The sequence below is a fragment of the Streptomyces sp. B1866 genome, from assembly GCF_031932565.1.
In the GTDB taxonomy this organism is placed as follows: Bacteria; Actinomycetota; Actinomycetes; order Streptomycetales; family Streptomycetaceae; genus Streptomyces.
The window spans coordinates 1-14,389 of sequence record NZ_JAVSCF010000166.1 but is presented as its reverse complement, the minus strand read 5'-3'; the positions used below and the strand labels follow the sequence as shown (position 1 = coordinate 14,389).

10 protein-coding genes and 1 pseudogene are annotated in these 14,389 nt (G+C 75.5%); 5 read left to right on the top strand and 6 right to left on the bottom strand.

The window, feature by feature from the left end:
* The coding region (locus RKE29_RS20380) for a tetratricopeptide repeat protein (protein WP_312006915.1) at positions 1-1,543 on the bottom strand (1,543 nt) is incomplete at its 3' end.
* A gap of 463 nt (positions 1,544-2,006) precedes the next feature.
* Positions 2,007-3,251 (bottom strand): annotated as a pseudogene (locus RKE29_RS30835) (BTAD domain-containing putative transcriptional regulator); the annotation flags it as partial.
* Positions 3,252-3,460: 209 nt separating this feature from the next.
* On the opposite strand from RKE29_RS30835, the gene RKE29_RS20370 reads away from it, so the two are divergent.
* Positions 3,461-4,408 carry an NAD(P)-binding domain-containing protein gene (locus tag RKE29_RS20370; protein ID WP_312006914.1) on the top strand — a complete coding sequence of 316 codons (948 nt, stop codon included), beginning with the start codon at positions 3,461-3,463 and terminating at the stop codon, positions 4,406-4,408.
* A gap of 161 nt (positions 4,409-4,569) precedes the next feature.
* On the opposite strand, the gene RKE29_RS20365 is transcribed toward RKE29_RS20370, so the two are convergent.
* The 4 genes from RKE29_RS20365 to RKE29_RS20350 all read right to left on the bottom strand — a co-directional run bounded on the left by RKE29_RS20365 (position 4,570) and on the right by RKE29_RS20350 (position 8,252).
* Positions 4,570-6,183 (bottom strand): alkaline phosphatase D family protein, encoded by a 1,614-nt coding sequence (locus RKE29_RS20365; RefSeq protein ID WP_312006913.1) that lies wholly within the window; start codon positions 6,181-6,183, stop codon positions 4,570-4,572.
* A 275-nt stretch (positions 6,184-6,458) separates the two neighbouring features.
* Positions 6,459-6,995: an NUDIX hydrolase gene (locus RKE29_RS20360; RefSeq protein ID WP_312006912.1), complete on the bottom strand. Its 537-nt coding sequence runs from the start codon at positions 6,993-6,995 to the stop codon at positions 6,459-6,461.
* A 43-nt stretch (positions 6,996-7,038) separates the two neighbouring features.
* Positions 7,039-7,509, bottom strand: a complete 471-nt coding sequence (locus RKE29_RS20355) for an NUDIX domain-containing protein (protein ID WP_312006911.1) — start codon at positions 7,507-7,509, stop codon at positions 7,039-7,041.
* A 2-nt stretch (positions 7,510-7,511) separates the two neighbouring features.
* Positions 7,512-8,252 (bottom strand): helix-turn-helix transcriptional regulator, encoded by a 741-nt coding sequence (locus RKE29_RS20350; RefSeq protein WP_312006910.1) that lies wholly within the window; start codon positions 8,250-8,252, stop codon positions 7,512-7,514.
* Between the two features lie 492 nt (positions 8,253-8,744).
* Here RKE29_RS20350 and RKE29_RS20345 point away from each other — a divergent pair, with 492 nt between their 5' ends.
* The 4 genes from RKE29_RS20345 to RKE29_RS20330 all read left to right on the top strand — a co-directional run bounded on the left by RKE29_RS20345 (position 8,745) and on the right by RKE29_RS20330 (position 14,343).
* Positions 8,745-9,254, top strand: a complete 510-nt coding sequence (locus RKE29_RS20345; RefSeq protein WP_312006909.1) for a hypothetical protein — start codon at positions 8,745-8,747, stop codon at positions 9,252-9,254.
* A gap of 210 nt (positions 9,255-9,464) precedes the next feature.
* Positions 9,465-10,976 carry an MFS transporter gene (locus tag RKE29_RS20340; RefSeq protein WP_312006908.1) on the top strand — a complete coding sequence of 504 codons (1,512 nt, stop codon included), beginning with the start codon at positions 9,465-9,467 and terminating at the stop codon, positions 10,974-10,976.
* A 213-nt stretch (positions 10,977-11,189) separates the two neighbouring features.
* A complete protein-coding gene (locus RKE29_RS20335; protein ID WP_312006907.1) occupies positions 11,190-12,242 on the top strand; it encodes an RNA polymerase subunit sigma-70 in 1,053 nt (350 codons plus the stop codon).
* Between the two features lie 232 nt (positions 12,243-12,474).
* Positions 12,475-14,343: a hypothetical protein gene (locus tag RKE29_RS20330; protein WP_312006906.1), complete on the top strand. Its 1,869-nt coding sequence runs from the start codon at positions 12,475-12,477 to the stop codon at positions 14,341-14,343.
* The last annotated feature ends 46 nt before the right edge of the window (positions 14,344-14,389 follow it).

The following is a 14,389-nucleotide window of genomic DNA, read 5'->3' as shown; positions in this document are numbered from 1 at the left end:
CCAGCAGGCGGGCCGCCCGCGCGGGGTCGCCGCCCAGGGCGTACGCGCCGGCCAGCCCCTCCAGAGCGAGGGCCACCGCGCGCGGGCCGCCGGCGGCGCGGGCGGCGGCCAGGCCCTCGCGGTGCAGGGCCAGAGCCGTGGCCGGGTCGCCGCGCAGCTCGGCGATGAAGCCGAGTTCGGCCAGGAGGAAGGCCGTACCGGGGTCGCCGTCCCACTGGCGGCACCAGTCGAGCCAGCCGCGCAGGTGCCGCTCGGCGGCGTCCAGGTCGCCCCGGCGCCGGGCCGCCATGCCCAGGCCGACCTCGGCGAACTGCTCGGCGCGCGGGTGCGCCTGCTCGGCCGCGAGCCGCCTGGCCCGCTCGTGGTAGGCGTCGGCGGCCGCGTGGTCGCCGGCCAGCAGGGCCAGGCGGCCGAGCAGCGAGAGCCGGGCGGCCACCTCGGGCCACAGCCGCAGCTCCTCGGCCGTGCGCAGGCCGTCCCGGTGCAGGGCGGCGGCCCGCGCGTAGTCGCCGGTGATCTCGGCCAGGGTGCCCAGGACCATGTGCGCGTACGCCCGGCCCCAGCGGTCGTCCAGCTCCCGGAACAGCGCCAGGCTCCGCTCGCCGTCCCGCCCGGCCGCGGCCGGGTCGGCGGTCACCGCCTGGGACGCGCGCACGGCCAGTGCCGCAGCCGTGCCCCACCGGTCGCCGTGCGCGCGGAAGGCCGCGAGCGCCTGGGCGAGCAGTTCCGGGCTCAGGGACGGGTCGCCGAAGCCGCTCCCCACCATCCCCAGGAACCACCGCGCGCGGGCCCGCGCGAGCGGGGCGGGCACGGCGTCGCAGACCGCGCGGATACGCTCGGCCGACACCGGCCCGGTGCCGTCGAAGACGAGCAGTTCGACTCCCACCCGCCAGGCGGCGGCCGTCGCCCGCAGCCCCGCCACGGCGTCCGCGTCCGCGTCCCTGTCCAGGTCCGGGCCCGGGCCCGCGTCCATGTCCAGGTCCGGGCCCGCGTCCCCGCCCGCCGCCCCGGTCGCGCTCCCGCGCGTGCCGAGCGCCAGGTCCAGCGCGCGCCGCGCCTCGCCGAGCCGCCCGCGCAGGAACCAGTACCAGACCAGGGCGGTCACCAGCCGCAGCGCGGACCCGGCCGCGCCGCGGCGTACGAGGCCGTCCAGGGCGTTGCGCAGGTTGGCGCTCTCGGCGTCCAGGCGGCGCAGCCACTCCTGCTGGCCGGGGCCGCGCAGGTGCTCCTCGGCGGCCGCGGCGAGGTCCGTGTAGTACCGCGCGTGCCGACGGCGGGTGCGCTCCGCCTCGCCCGCCTCGTCGAGGCGTTCGGCGCAGTAGGCCGCCACGGACTCCAGCAGCCGGTAGCGCCCGTCGGCCGCGACGACCAGCGAGCGGTCCACCAGGCGCGCCAGCACGTCGAGCACCCGCTCCGGGCGGACGCCGTCCCCCGCGCAGACGGCTTCGGCGGCGTCGAGAGCGCACCCGTCGGCGTACACGGCCAGGCGGCGCAGCACCGCGCGCTCGTCGCCGGTCAGCAGCTCCCAGCTCCAGTCGATCACCGCGCGCAGCGTGCGCTGCCGCGGCGGGGCGCCGCGCCGCCCGGCGGTCAGCAGCTGGAAGCGGTCGTCCAGGCGCTCGGCGAGCTGCTGGGCGGGCAGCGCGCGGATCCGGGTGGCCGCCAGCTCCAGCGCGNAGCTGCTGGGCGGGCAGCGCGCGGATCCGGGTGGCCGCCAGCTCCAGCGCGAGCGGCAGGCCGTCCAGGCGGCGGCAGACGGCGGCGACGGCGCGCTCGTTGCGGGCGGTCACCGCGAAGCCCGGCGCGGCCGCCGCGGCGCGGGCCGCGAACAGCCGTACGGCGTCGTCCTGGTCCAGCGGCGCGACGGCGGCCAGCCGCTCGCCCGGCAGCTCCAGCGGCTCCCGGCTGGTGGCCAGCACCCGCAGCTCCGGCGCGGCCCGCAGCAGCGCCTCCGCCACCTCGGCGACGGGGCCGATGACGTGCTCGCAGTTGTCCAGCACCAGCAGGGCGGGCCGCGCGCGCAGCGCCCGCGCGAGCCGGTCGACGGCCCGCGCGGGCCCGTCGTCCCGGACCCCCAGGGCGGCGGCCACCACCTCGCCGACGCGGTCCGCCCCGGGATCGGCCGCGCGGTCCAGGCCCGTCAGCTCGACCAGCCACACGTCGGGACCGCCGGAACCGGACGCCAGGACGCGGGCGGCGACCTCCAGGGCGAGCCGGGTCTTGCCGACCCCGCCGGGCCCGGTCAGGGTCACCAGGCGGCCGTCGCGGAGCAGGGCGCGCACCCGCTCGACCGCGCGGTCACGGCCGACGAGGTCGGCGGGACCGGTGAGCGGTGCGGGCAGGTTCGTACGGGGGCCGGGGCCTGGGTCGGGGCCGGACGGCGGCGGGCCACCGGAATCCGAGCCCCCGCGCGGGAGGCCCGCCGCCGCACCCGAGCCCGCCGCTCCCCGCCCCCGGAACGGCGCGGTCGGCGCGGGTGGTGTGGAGGACGGTGCGGTCGGCACGGACCCGGCGCGCGGCCCGAGGGCCGGGTCCTGCCGCAGGACCGCGTCGTGCGCGGCGGCCAGCTCGGGCCCCGGCTCCACCCCCAGCTCACCGGCGAGCAGGCGGCGCGCCTCGCGGTAGCTCGCCAGGGCCTCGCCCTGCCGCCCGGCCTGGTACAGGGCCCGTACGTGCAGGGCCCGCAGGCGCTCGCGCAGCGGGTGCTCGGCGACCAGCGCGGCCAGCTCACCGGCCACGCCCTGCTCGCCCAGGTCCAGCCGCGCCCGCGCGTACGCCTCCTGGGCGGCGAGCCGCCGTTCGGCCAGCCGCAGGGCGGCCGGGCGGACGAACTCCTCGTCGGCGACGTCCGCGAACGCGGGCCCGCGCCACAGGCCCAGGGCCTCGGCGAACAGCGCGGCCTGCGCCTCGGCGTCCGGCTCGTCCCACGCGCGGGACGTCAGCGCCTCGAACCGGCCCGCGTCCACGGCGTCGTCCCCGACCGCCAGCCGGTACCCGGGAGGCCGCCACTCCACCAGGCCGGGGTCGCCGAGGGCCGCGCGCAGCCGGGAGACCTTGCCGCGCAGCACGGCGGCCGGATCGGCCGGAGGCCGCGCACCCCACAGGTGCTCCACCAGCCGGTCGGCGGGCACCACGCGCCCGGGACGTACGAGCAGACCGGCCAGCAGGGCGCGGACCTTCGCCTCCGGGATGCCGACGGGCCGCCCGTCCGCCGCCCACACGGCCAGCGGCCCGAGCACCCCGTAACGCATGGGACCACGGTACGCCGCGACGCCCCCGGACCCCGGGGAACGCCCCCGCGCCCCCCAGGAAGCCGACCGCGACCGAACCCCCGAAAACCCGACCGCACCCCACCGGAAACCCGACCGGACCACACGGGCGCCACCCCGGAAACCCCACCGGCACCGAACCGGCACCCGACCGGCACCCGACCGGCACCCCCCACCCGCACAGTCGCCCCATGAACGCACCCAGCACCCCGAACACCCCCGCTCCCACCCCCGACCCCGCCCGAACCCCCGTCACCGTCATCGGCCTCGGCCTCATGGGCCGGGCCCTGGCGGCCGCCCTGCTGGACGCGGGACACCCCACGACCGTGTGGAACCGCACTCCCGCCGCCGCCGACCTCCTCGTGGCCCGGGGCGCGACCCTGGCGGACACGCCCGCCGCCGCGGCCCGCGCGAGCGGGACGGTGGTCGTCTGCCTGGCGACGTACGAGGTCATGTTCGACGTGCTCGACTCCGCCGCGCTCGGCGGCCGGACCCTGGTCAACCTCGTCTCGGGCACCCCGGACGACGCCAGGGAGGCCGCCGCCTGGGCCGCCGAACGCGGCGCCGAATACCTCGACGGCGCGATCATGGCCGTACCGCAGATGATCGGCAGCCCCGAGGCCCAGCTCTTCTACGGCGGCCCGAAGGACGTCTTCGAGGAGCAGGAGCCCGTGCTGCGGCGCTTCGGCGGCGGCACCGTGCACCTCGGCTCGGATCCCGGCATCGCGCTCGTCTACGACCTGGCCCTGCTGACCCTGATGTACGCGGCTCTCCTGGGCCTGCGCCACGCCCAGACCCTGGCCCGCGCGGCGGGCGTCACCGCGACGGACCTCCAGCCGTACCTGTCGTCGTGGATCGCCCACCTGATCCTGCCGCTGACGGGCCCGGAGGACGCCGCCGCGGTCGACAGCGGCGAGCACGCCACCGATGTCGCCACCCTCAGCGCCAACGCGCTCGCGGTCGGCCACATCACCCGCGCGAGCCGCCAGTCCGGCGTGCCCGTCGGCTGGCTCACCGCCCTGCGCGCGCAGCTCGACCAGGCGATCGCCGACGGGCACGGGGCCGACGGTTTCAGCCGCCTGATCGACTACGCGCGGACGGTCCCGGGGGACGGGGAGGCGGGCGAGCCGGACGCGTGACGGCATGCGCGGGCGGGCGGCAGCGGCGGCCACCGTAAGGAGGACCGCCGCCCGCGCCCGGGGAGAGCCGCCCGGGCAGGGCCCGAACCCCGGGCGGGCCCCGCACCCCCGCGATGCCCCCGGACACCCCCGCGACGCCCCCGGGCCCCCGTGACGACCGCCTACTGGCCGACCAGCCCCGGCCGCAGCACCTTGGTGTACAGCACCGCGCCGCCCACCTCCCGCAGCCGGACGGTCAGCTCGCCGCTGCCGCCGTCGATGTCGACCTGGCCGAAGAACTGGAAGCCCTCGGCGGGCGAGACGTTCGCGCGGGTCGGCGCCTTGACGAATGCACGCTGCGGGCCGAACGTCCCGTCCAGCGGCGACGCCGGGAAGGCGCCCGCGTTCAGCGGCCCGGAGACGAACTCCCAGAACGGCGCGAAGTCCTTGAAGGCCGCCCGCGCGGGGTCGTAGTGCTGCGCCGCGGTGTAGTGCACGTCGGCCGTCACCCACACCGTGCCGGTGACCCGCTGGTGCTTGACGTGCCGGAGCACGTCGGCGATCTGGAGCTCGCGGCCGAGCGGCGCGCCGGGGTCGCCCTGCGCGACGGCCTCGAAGTCGGTGGGCCCGTCGGACACCACGATGCCCAGCGGCATGTCGCAGGCGATCACCTTCCACACCGCGCGGGACCGCGACAGCTCCCGCTTGAGCCACGCGGTCTGCTCGGCGCCGAGGATGCCCTGGGCGTCCTCCGGCTGGCGGCCCGGGGAGTTGGGGTCGCGGTACGTACGGCAGTCGAGCACGAAGACGTCCAGCAGCGGCCCGTGCCGCAGCACCCGGTAGACCCGCCCGGAGCCGTCCGACCGCAGCGAGCGGACGGGGACGTACTCGGCGAACGCCCGGCGGGCCCGCGCCGCCAGCACGTCGACGCTCTTCTCGGTGTAGCGGGAGTCGGTCAGGATCTCGCCGGGGTACCAGTTGTTGATCACCTCGTGGTCGTCCCACTGGACCACGGTGGGCACCTGGGCGTTGAAGCGGCGCAGGTTGGCGTCGAGGAGGTTGTAGCGGTAGTTGCCCCGGTACTCGTCCAGCGTCTCGGCGACCTTGGACTTCTCGGACGTGGTGACATTGCGCCAGACACGGCCGTCGGGCAGGGCGACGGTCGCCGGGATCACCCCGTCCGCGTAGATGTTGTCGCCGCTACAGACGAAGAAGTCCGGGTCGAGCCGCAGCATGTCGTCATAGATCCGGTAGCCGCCGCGGTCCGGGTCGATGCCCCAGCCCTGCCCGGCCAGGTCCCCCGACCACAGGAACCGCACGTCCTCGCGGCGCGCGGGCGCGGTGCGGAACGTTCCGCGCACCGGCTCGCTCGTACGGCGCGGGTCGTCCGGGTCGGCCAGCAGCACCCGGTAGTGCACCTGCGCGCCGGGCGGCAGGCCGTGCAGGGCGGTGGTGCCGGTGAAGTCGGTCTCGGGCCCGACCAGCGGCCCGACCCAGCGTCGCGCGCGGGCGAACGATTCGGTGGCGGAGGTCTCCACGACCATCCGCGCGGGCCGGTCGGACCGCACCCACACCAGCCCGGAGGTCGCCGTCACGTCCCCGGCCTGCACGCCCGAGAGCGCACTCGGCCGCCCGGACAGCACCTGCGCGGGCGCGCCCCACGCGCGTGCGGCCACCGTGGCGGGCACCACCAGCCCGCCCCCCGCGACGGCCGCGCCCCGCAGCACGCTCCGCCGCCCCACCCCGTGGGCCCCCTCCGCGTTCCGTCCGCCTGCCGCGCCGGGTATCCGGTCCATGACGACCCCTCCTGGTGCCAGATGCGTTCGTTGTGCCGATCCGTTTGCTATCGGCCCGAGATGCCCCTGGTACGAACGGGGAGTGAACCGGGATGGACGACGACGGGCCCGAGCGGCCGGGCCTGTGCGGGGTCGGCGGGGGCCGCCCCCGGTCTGGCCGGGCCGCCGCCGGTTCCCGATCAGATTGTCCCAACGCGGTGGGCAACCGAGTGTGCCTGCCAGCGAGGACTGAGGCCCCGGGGCCCGGTTACGGCGGCCGGGCCCTCGACTTGCTTTCACACGGACCGGATGTGGTGGAGCAGGAGCAGCGCGGCGACGGTGTTGGCGGAGCGGACTTCGCCGCGTGTGACCAGGTCCGGTACGTCCTTCAGGGGCACCCAGGCGCGGCGTTCGGACTCGAAGTCGTCTTCCGGGTGGCCGATGTGCTCGGCGCCTTCGGCCCAGTAGACGTGGTGCCGGGCGTCGGACAGCCCGTTGGAGGGCTCGACGGTGAGGAGGTGGCGCAGCGGGCCGAGGGGCCGCCATCCGGTCTCTTCGAGCATTTCGCGGGCGGCTGCGTCCTTGAGGTCTTCGCCGTCCTCCACGACTCCGGCTGCCAGTTCCCAGCCCCAGGAGTCCGGGATGAACCGGTGGCGCCACAGGAGCAGCACTTCGTCGTTGTCGTTGACGGCGGTAGCGAGTGCGACGGGGCGCTGCCGGATCAGGTAGTGGTCGAGGTGGCGCCCGTCGGGCAGTTCCACGTCGGCGAGGTTCACCCGTAGCCACGGGTTTTCGTAGACGGTGTGCTCGCCGTGGTTCTTCCATACGGACATGTCGTGCTGCTCTTCTCGCTCGGCGGTCCGCGTTCCGGGGGGTTCAGCCCAGGTACGGCTGGGGCCGGTTCTCCAGGAAGTGCCGGACGCGCAGGCGCTGGGTGTGGTGCATGGGCAGTGCGTCGAGTTCGTCGGGTGGGACGAAGCGCAGTTCGGTGGACTCGTCGGAGATGGCCAGGCTGCCGCCGGTGACGCGGGCGGTGAAGCAGACGTTGAACTGCCTGCGGACCTCGCCGTCCGTGTAGGCGATGATGTGGCGGGGGTCGGTGTAGGTGCCGACGAGGCCGGTGATCTCGATGTCGAGGCCGGTCTCTTCCTTGACCTCGCGGACGGCCGTGCCGGGCAGCGAGTCGGTCATCTCCATCCCGCCGCCGGGCAGGGCCCACAGGCCGTTGTCGCGGCGGCGCTGGAGCAGGATGCGCCCGGCGTCGTCGGTGACGACGGCGGAGGCGGCGACGACCAGGCTGTTGGGCTCGGGTGCGGCCGGGTCGTCGTAGTACTCGGTGCGTGTCACGGTCATCCCTCCTGCGCCGGAGTCGCTGTTGCCCACACAGCGTCGAAGCTCGCAGTGTAGGTGTCGAACATGCCGCCCGTGCCGCTCCGGCGCAGGTGCCAGACAGGGGCCGCGTAGGCATTCACCCCCCACACGTGAGCGTTGACCATAATCTGGTCGTCGGCACGGTAGAGGGAGTTGTAGAGAGTCGTGCCATGAGTGCGGATCTCGACGCCCGGTGTGCCGACCAACGTCGCGTAGTGCATAAGCGCCAGTTGACAGCGGGACTCGATGCCCCCGAACTTCTCCTCGCGGCCGCGCTGATGAACGTTCGGGCTGTGGGCCTCGCCCACGGCGATGCGTACGGCACAGCCTTCGGCAGCCCGCTCCCGTAGGAGGTCGTTCAGCCTGGGGTACGCCTCGTGCAGGAAGACGGCGGCATATACCAACACGTCGATCTTTTGCCGGGCCTGCGCCAGCATGTCAACGAACGCCGATACGGGGATGTCAGCGCGTTGCCCGTAGAGCGCCACCAGTTCGGGACTGACGGCGCGGGCGGGCCGCGGCTGCCTGAGCGATGGCCACAGTGCGTACACGTCTTCTCCCAGCGTTTCGGCCGCCAGCATGGCTGTCGCTCGACGTGGTGTACGACCCTGGTTGACCCACCGCTCGACGGATTTGGGATCCACCTCGACCTGCTGAGCGAGAGCGGCGTACGTCCAACCGCTGGCCGCCATGACGGCACGTAGTTTCTCGTTGGCCACCACAGTCTCTCCCTGCTGTCCGGGACGGCACCAGGGACGTTCTACGCGATGCGGGACGTCCCCAAGTGTGGTTTGGAGGAGGTTCCTCCGTCCTGGTGAACGGCGCGACGATCCCGCTACGCGCACCGAGGAGCCCTCAGCGGATGGCTGGACTGTTCCGACGCCAGCCCATCCGCACGAGAGCGCTCCCGGGAGTCGGCATCACCCACCCCACAAGTGAGCTACCGAGGCGGCATGGCATGTCCGGGATGACGATCGAGGTCTACAGGCTGGCCCCTGAGAGGGGACGACGAGTGCTGGGGGGTGGTTGGGCGTGGCGGTGATGACGATCCGGGTGTACCGGCTGGACCCGGTGAGCGGTGAGCAGGCGGAGGTGAGTTCCTGTTCTGTGCGGGGTGAGCCGAGTAAGTCGTTCGTTCCGGCGTCGTGTGAGTGGCCTCGGTGCGAGTGCCTCCGCTGCCAGGCGAAGGCCACGGGCCCGGAGGGGGAGCGGTGAGCGGGCTGGTCCCGCTGCCGTGGTCCACGGTGGACGGCACGCCCTGCTACACCGTCCCGGCCCCTGACGGCCACGGCCCTGGGCCGGTGGGCGTGCTGGCGGACGCCTGGGAGGACGCGCAGGTGCTGGCCGCGCGCAGCGTGCTGGGGGCGACGCGGGTCTGGCTCGCCTCGGGCGCCCGCGTGGACGGTGGGCGGTTGCGGGCGGGGGCGGTGCGGCTGGTGTGGGCGCTGGTCCGCGTGGTGCGGGTCGCCGAGATGCGCGGCAAGCGCCTGGAACGGGTCGACCCCGGCGAGGCGGCACGGGTGGAGATGGCCCGGGTGCTCCTCGGGCACACCGAGGACCTGATCATCACCGGCAACGCCGAGACCTGTCAGATGCGCTACGTCCTGGCACGGCTGGTCGAGTGCCTGACCGCCCTGGTCGAGGTCGCCGAGGCCCGGGGCGCGCTGCTCGCCGCCCACGACGACGGCGGGGCGCGGTGCGGGAAGGGGGCGTGCGGGTGACCGGCACCGCAGGCCCATCCCCGGCGGTCCGGCCCGGCGGCGGGCGGTGGGTGTCCGCTCAGTGCGCAGGTGACCGCCGCCAGGACTCCCGGCGGCCCGCCGCGCGGAAGTCGCCACGATTCCTTTCCGTCCTCCACCCGGTCCGTACATCGAGACCAGAGCCGACCGCCCCGGCGCCCCGGGGCCGTACGGAGCGACGTAAGGACCGACATGCCGCAGACCCCGCAGACGCCGACACCGGCGACGCCCGCTTCCCCAGACCCGGACCGAGCAGGCGCGCCGCCGACCCCGACCCCGACCCCGACCCCGCCCCCGGCCGAGACGGCCCTGTCCGCTCGCGGCAGAGGCTGGGCGCTGGTCCTGGCGGGCCTCGGCGCGTTCCTGTGCTCCCTCGACGTGGTGGTCGTCGCCACCGCCCTGCCGGTGCTGCGGGACTCCCTCGGCGCGAGCCTGGCGGACCTCGAATGGACGCTCAACGCCTACAACCTGGCCTTCGCCTGCCTGATGCTCACCGGCGCGGCGCTGGGCGACCGCTTCGGCCGCCGCCGGACGTACCTCGCCGGGCTCGCGGTCTTCGGGCTCGCCTCGGCGGCGGCGGCGCTGTCGCCGGGCGCGGGGGCGCTCATCACCGCGCGCGTGGTGCAGGGAGCCGGGGCGGCCGCGGTGCTGCCGCTGACGCTGACCCTCATCAGCGACGCGTTCCCGGCCCGTAGCCGGGGGGTGGCGATCGGGCTGTGGGGCGGCATCACGGGGCTCGGAGTGGCCGCCGGGCCGGTGCTCGGCGGGGCCATCACCGAGGGGGTCTCCTGGCAGTGGATCTTCTGGATCAACGTGCCGGTCGTGGCCGTCATGATCCCGCTGTCCGCGCTGCGGCTGCGGGAGAGCCGCGGGCCGCGGCCGGAGCTGGACGTGGCCGGTCTGGTGCTCGCGGCGGCGGGCATGTTCGCGCTGGTGTGGGCGCCGGTGCGGGCGCCGTCGGCGGGCTGGGGGAGTGCCGAGGTGGTCGGCGCGCTGGTGGCGGGCGCGGCGCTGGTGGCGGCCTTCCTGCTGTGGCAGCGGCGGGCACCGCACCCGATGCTGCCGCTGGCCTACTTCCGCCGCCGCGACTTCACCGTCGCCAACGCGGTGATCTTCTTCCAGTTCCTGTCGCTGCTCGGCTCGCTGTTCATGATCAGCCAGCTCTTCCAGATCGGCCTGGGCAACTCGCCGCTCCAGGCGGGCGTACGGATCCTGGTGTGGACGGGCATGCCGATGATCGCCGCTCCGGCCGCCGGGGTGCTGGCCGAACGGTTCGGCACCCGGCCGTTCCTGCTGCTCGGCCTCGTACTCCAGGCGGCGGGGCTCGGCTGGCTGGCGGCGGTCACCGAGCCGGGAGTGGGGTACGGGACGCTGGTCGGGCCGCTGATCATCGCGGGGGTGGGGATCGGCATGATCTTCTCCACGTCCGCCGCCGCGGTGACCGCCGCGGTCCCGCTCCAGGACACCGGCGTCGCCGCGGGCACCAACACCACCCTGCGCGAGCTGGGCGGCGTGTTCGGCATCGCCATCCTCTCCGCGGTGTTCGCGCACCACGGCGGCTACGCCTCACCGGCGGACTTCGTCGACGGCTTCCAGCCCGCGCTGTGGACCGCGTCGGCCCTGGCCGCCGTGGGGGCGGTGGCGGCCGCCTGCGCGCCGGGCCGGGCGGCGGACCCCGTCGCCGTACGGGCACGGAAGGGCTGAGCGGGACCCCGCGGCGCGGCGGGCGGCGACCTGACGCGGACAACCGCCGGACACGGCCACGCCGGGACGTACGCGTGCCCGGTACGGCCGTGGCCCGGCGCGGCCGCGGGCCGCCGACCGATGCGTTTTTCCGGCTCCCGGAGTCTGCACAGTCAGTCAGACCGACGTCTGCTCGGGCAGACCGGAACACCGCCGGATCGAGGGAGCCCTGCGATGGCTGGCACGGTGACGGACCCCGGAGGACGGCCCACGGCCGCGGCCTCCCGACCCCCGCGTGTGCGGACGGCCGCGGCGCCGCCCGGCAGCGAGTTCGAACGCCTGACGGCGCCGTACCGGCGGGAACTGCTGGCGCACTGCTACCGCATGCTCGGCGCGCCCGACGAGGCCGAGGACCTGGTCCAGGAGACGTACCTGCGCGCCTGGCGCTCCTTCGACGGCTTCCAGGGCCGGTCCTCGCTGCGCGTGTGGCTCTACCGGATCGCGACCAACGCCTGCCTGACCGCCCTCGAACACCGCGCCCGGCGGCCCCTGCCCTCCGGACTCGGCGGCCCCGGCGACGACCCGGAGGCCCCGCTGGCCGCCGCCCCGCCCGGCGTCGACTGGGTCCGGCCCCTGCCCGACACCCTGCTGGCGGCCACCCCCGGGGACCCGGAGACGGTGGTGGCCGCGCGCGGCAGCGTACGGCTGGCGCTGATCGCCGCCCTCCAGCACCTGCCCGCCCGGCAGCGGGCGGTCCTCATCCTGCGGGACGTACTGGCCTGGCGGACCGCCGAGGTCGCCGACCTGCTCGGCACCTCCACGGCGGCGGTCAAGAGCCTGCTGCAACGGGCCCGGGCGGAGCTGGAGGCCGCGACGCCGCGCGAGGAGCAGTTCGCCGAACCGGCCGAACCGGCGACGCGGGCCCTGCTCGACCGCTACATGGCCGCCTTCGAGAACGCCGACGCGGCCGCCCTGGCCCGGCTGCTGCACGCCGACGCCGTGCTGGAGATGCCGCCGCTGCCGACGTGGTTCGCCGGCCGGGAGGCCGTCGTCCGCTTCCTCGCCGCCACGGTCCTCGGCGCACCCGGTCTGCTGCGGCTGGTCCCCGTGGGCGCCAACGGCCAGCCGGCGGCGGCGACGTACCGGCGGGAGGCGGACGGCCTGCACCACGCGCACGCCCTCCAGGTGCTCACCACGACGCCGGGCGGCGTCTGCCGCGTCGTCGTCTACCTGGAGCCGGGGCTGTTCGCCGCCTTCGGGCTGCCGGGTGCGGTGGGCTGCCCGTAGCGCCGGGGGCCGGTGGCATCAGCCGGTGGCATCAGTCGTACCGGCGACGTCCCGCCCGCGTGAGGACCGCTGACCCGGACGCCCGGGCCATGTCAGACCCCGCCCCTACCATGAGTGGTGAACGGCGACCGGTGGGGGCCGGGAGCCAGAGGGGGGCTGGCGAGCGATGGGGGATGCTGTCCGCCGTGGGGGCGGGCCCACCTTCCGGGAGTGCCGCGCCGCCGCACATGCGGTGAGTAAGGCCCAGCACGGCCGGGTGGCGCTGCTGACCGCCCGGCAGCGCGGCAAGACCGGGCTGGTCCGGTTACGCGGTCCGCTGTCGGTGATGCTGTACGTCGCCGCGTACGACGGGCGGCTGGTGTGGCGGGACCTCGGCTGCTTCGCGCTGCTCGAACCCCCGCCCAGGGTCCGCCACCGCAGCCGAGGCGGCGGCCTGCGCATGCGGGCGCTGCGCGGGGTGGACCGCTACTGGGACTGGCTGTGGTACCTCGGCCCTCCTTTGCTCGAACTCGCCGCCGCCGTGTGCATGGTGCCGTTCCGCTTCGCCGTCGCGGGACTGCTGCTCGCCCTGCTGGCCGTGGTCCACGTCGCCGTGTGGATGCTGCTGTCGGGCGCGGTGTCCACGGCGTGGATCGTCCGGGCCTTCAGCCTGAAGGGCCACGGCGACGAGGCGGCGTCCGAAGAGCTGCCCGGGCGGCACTGGGCGGTGCGGCTGCTCCACCAGGACCGGCCGGACCGGGACCGTACGCAGGAGCTGCTGCGCCGCACCCGGGACCGGCTGGCCGCCATCGTGTCGGTACGGGCCGACGCGGCGGCCGGGTGGCACGGCTACGCGGTACGGCAGGGCCGGCTCGCCGAGACGCTGGTGATCCTCCAGCAGGGCGTGACGACGGACGAGGCCCGCCGGGCCGTCGAGGCGTGGAGCACCGCCGTCGGCGGCCACGGCCGCGGGGCCGCGGTGATGGTGGTGCCTCCGGAGGCGAAGGGCCCGGACCCGGCCGAGCGCAGGCTGATCGACTCCGGCGCCTTCGGCCTGTGGTACCTCCTCGCGCTCGTCGCGCTGGTCGTGCTCATGGCGCCCTCGGTGGCGGACTGGGAGCGTTCGGCCTGCCCACGCACGGGGTGCTCCGGCCGTCCGGCGACGTACCTCGACGCCGTGCACTGGCTGAGCCAGCGGCTGCTGCTGAGCGACCCGCCGGGCCTGGCGCCGGCGACCGACCGGGTGTGGATCATCGGCTGGCTCGTCAGCGCGGCGGGTCTGATGGCGGTTCCGGTGTCCTGGTTGGCCGTACGTCAGAACCGCCGATACGCGCGGCTCAGAGAGGAGCCGTACGAGAGGATGAGAAGACAGGTGGAGAACCGGACGAGCCTGCTGGTCCTGGTGACGAACACGACCGAGCGCACGGCGGTCTTCCAGGCCGTACGGGCGGTCAACGGCCGCGAGCCCGAGCCGCGTTTCCTGAAGGACCACACCGTGTTCGCGCTCGGGCCGGTCAGCGGCGTCGACGTGCTCGTCGCCCAGACCGAGCAGTCGGCCCACGGGCCGGGCGGAGCGACCGTCGTCGCCGCCTCCCTGCTCGACCAGCTCACGCCCGACTACCTCATCATGGTCGGGATCTGCTGGGGGCTGCGCCCCGGCGACGGGCAGCGGCTCGGCGACATCCTGGTGGCCGGCCAGCTGCGGGTCATGGACCACCGGAAGGTCACCGAGACCCCGGACGGCGGCCAGGCCGTCATCCTGCGCGGGGACAAGGTGACGGCGTCGAGCCTGCTGCTGGACCGGCTGCGAGCCGCGGAGGTCGCCTGGCGCGGCGAGAGCGCCGTGCACTTCGGCCTGATGCTCTCGGCCGGGACGCTCAGCAACGCCCGGTCCGTACGCGACCGGTTCGCCGAGCTGGAGCCGGACGCCATCGGCGGCGAGATGGAGGGCAGCGGCGTCTACGCGGCCGCCGCGCGGGGCCGCACCCACTGGATCCTCGTCAAGGCCATCTCCGACTGGGGCCACGGGAAGACGGACGACGCGCGGGAGCCGGCCGCGCGCAACGCCGCGGAGTACGTGGTGGCCATGCTGCGGATGGGTGCCCTGGACCCGCGGCCGTGACCCGCGTCCTGGCGCCCGCCTGCGAGCCGCGGCCGGGCGCCGCCGG